2 protein-coding genes and 1 pseudogene are annotated in these 2,915 nt (G+C 67.3%); all 3 read left to right on the forward strand.

From position 1 onward, the window contains the following. Positions 1-256 (forward strand): annotated as a pseudogene (locus tag AC1DOC_RS27410) (hypothetical protein); the annotation flags it as partial. Next, positions 243-1,457, forward strand: coding sequence for a multiple monosaccharide ABC transporter permease (gene mmsB, locus AC1DOC_RS27415; RefSeq protein ID WP_018903592.1), 1,215 nt, complete (start codon positions 243-245; stop codon positions 1,455-1,457). The pseudogene AC1DOC_RS27410 and the gene mmsB, both read left to right, overlap by 14 nt. A gap of 8 nt (positions 1,458-1,465) precedes the next feature. After that, positions 1,466-2,915, forward strand: a 1,450-nt coding sequence (locus tag AC1DOC_RS27420) for a sugar ABC transporter ATP-binding protein (protein ID WP_478130892.1), incomplete at its 3' end; no start/stop codon positions are given.

Raw genomic sequence — 2,915 nt, forward strand, 5'->3', positions numbered from 1 at the left:
GATCTACACCATCATCGACCAGCTCGCGAGCGAGGGCAAAGGTATGATCTACACCATCATCGACCAGCTCGCGAGCGAGGGCAAAGGTATTCTCATGATTTCTTCCGAACTGCCGGAACTGCTCGGCATGTGCGACCGCATCTACGTGATGAACGAGGGCCGCTTCGTGGCCGAATTTCCGGCCGCCGAGGCTTCGCAGGAGCGCATCATGCACGCCATCGTGAGCGCGGGGAGTTCCGTCCATGTCGCAGCCTGACGCCAACGCGGTGAACGCCGCCGTCCCCATCGCAGAGGCCGCCCCGAAGCTGCACGCCGGCTTCCTCAAGAACAACCTGCGCGAATACGGCATGCTGATCTCGCTGGTCGCGATCATGGTGCTGTTCCAGGTGCTGACCGACGGCACGCTGCTGCGGCCGCTGAACCTCACCAACCTGCTGCTGCAGAACAGCTACGTCGTCATCATGGCGCTGGGCATGCTGCTGGTGATCGTGGCGGGGCACATCGACCTGTCGGTGGGCTCGGTCTGCGGCTTCATCGGCGCGCTGGCGGCGGTGCTGATGGTGGAGTATGAATGGCACTTCGTGCCGACGGCCATCGTCAGCATTGCGGCGGGCGCGCTCATCGGCGCTGCGCAAGGCTGGTTCGTCGCGTTCCGCAAGATCCCGTCATTCATCGTCACGCTCGCGGGCATGCTGGTGTTCAAGGGGCTCACGCTGGCGCTGCTGGCGGGGCAGTCGGTGGGGCCGTTCCCGGTCGAGTTCCAGCGGCTGAGCTCGGGCTTCATTCCCGATCCGCTGGGCGGTGACACGTTGCGCACCACCTCGCTGGTGGTCGGCGCGYTGGCTGCCGCGGCGCTGGTGTTCTTCAAGCTGCGCGGGCGCGCCAAGCTCGCGGCGCACGGCATGGAGACGGAGCCGTATGTGTTCTTCCTGGTGAAGAACCTGTTCTTCGCGGCCATCATCCTGTTCTTCAGCTACCTGCTCTCGACCTACAAGGGCCTGCCCAACGTGCTGATCGTGATGGCGGTGCTGATCGTGGTGTACGACTTCGTCACCAACCGCACCACCATCGGCCGGCGCATCTATGCGCTGGGCGGCAACGAGAAGGCAGCGCGGCTGTCGGGCGTGAAGACGCAGCGGCTCGCCTTCCTGACCTTCGTCAACATGGGCGCGCTGGCCGCGCTCGCGGGCCTGGTGTTCGCGGCGCGGCTCAACACGGCCACGCCCAAGGCGGGCCTGGGCTTCGAACTCGACGTGATCGCGGCCTGCTTCATCGGCGGTGCCTCGGCCTCGGGCGGCGTGGGCCGGGTGATGGGCGCGGTGATCGGCGCCTTCATCATGGGCGTGATGAACAACGGCATGTCGATCCTGGGCATCGGCATCGACTACCAGCAGGTCATCAAGGGCCTGGTGCTGCTGGCGGCCGTGTTCATCGACGTCTACAACAAGAACAAGTAGGCGAGCGCATGAGCCAGAGCAGCACCAGCCCCGTGCTCGAACTGCGGGGCATCCACAAGCAGTTCGGCGGCATCCCGGTGCTGCGCGACGTGCAGCTGAAGCTCTACCCCGGCGAGATCCATGCGCTCATGGGGCAGAACGGCGCGGGCAAGTCGACGCTCATCAAGGTGCTCACGGGGGTTCTTCCGTCGAGCGGTGGCGAGATGCACCTGGACGGACAACCCATTCATCCCGCCTCGCCGCTGGAGGCGCAGAAGCTCGGCATCAGCACGGTCTACCAGGAGGTCAACCTGTGCCCGAACCTTTCGGTGGCCGAGAACGTGTTTGCGGGCCGCTATCCGCGCTGCGGCGCGGCGCAGGGTTTTCGCATCGACTGGGCGGCGGTGAACCGGCGCGCCGAAGAGCTGCTGGCGCGCATCGGCCTGGACATCGACGTGAGCCGGCTGCTGTCGAGCTATTCGGTCGCGGTGCAGCAGATGGTGGCCATTGCGCGCTCGCTGGGCGTGTCGTCGAAGGTGCTGATCCTCGACGAGCCGACCTCGAGCCTGGACGACGACGAGGTCGAGAAGCTGTTCGAGGTGCTGCGGCGCCTGCGCAGCGAAGGTCTCGCGATCGTCTTCGTGACGCACTTCTTCAACCAGATGTATGCGGTGTCGGACCGCATCACGGTGCTGCGCAACGGCAACTGGGTGGGCGAGTGGCGCGCCGCGGACCTCGGCCCGCAGGCACTGATTGCCGCGATGCTGGGGCGCGAGCTGGCGGCGCAGTCAGCCCGGCCGGCGGCGCTGCCGGCCTTCGATGAAGCGGCGCCCGCCCTGCTGCAGGCCGAGGGCCTGGGCCAGGCGGGCCAGCTGCAGGCCACCGACCTGCGCGTACGCGCTGGCGAGGTGGTCGGCATCGCGGGCCTCTTGGGCGCGGGCCGCACCGAGCTGGCGCGCCTCCTGTTCGGGCTCGAAGCGCCCGACCGCGGCGTGCTGAGCATCGATGGCCGCTCCGTCAGCTTCTCGAACCCTGCCGACGCGATCCGCGAAGGGCTCGCACTGTGCCCCGAAGAGCGCAAGACCGACGGCATCGTGGCCGAGCTCTCGGTGCGCGAGAACATCGCGCTGGCGCTGCAGGCGCGCCTGGGCGTGCGGCGCTTCCTGTCGCGCGCCGAGCAGACGGCGATCGCGGAGCGCTTTGTCGCGTCGCTGGGCATCAAGACCGCGAGCGTGGAAACCCCCATCGGCCTGCTCTCGGGCGGCAACCAGCAAAAAGCCATGATCGCGCGCTGGCTCGCGACCGAGCCGCGCCTGTTGATCCTCGACGAGCCCACGCGCGGCATCGACGTGGCGGCCAAGCAGGAGATCATGGAAGAGATCCTGCGGCTCGCGAAGGCGGGCATGGCGGTGATCTTCATCTCGTCGGAGATGAGCGAGGTGGTGCGTGTCGCGCATCGCATCGTGGTGCTGCGCGACC

Source organism: Variovorax sp. 01T439_2 (assembly GCF_056398445.1).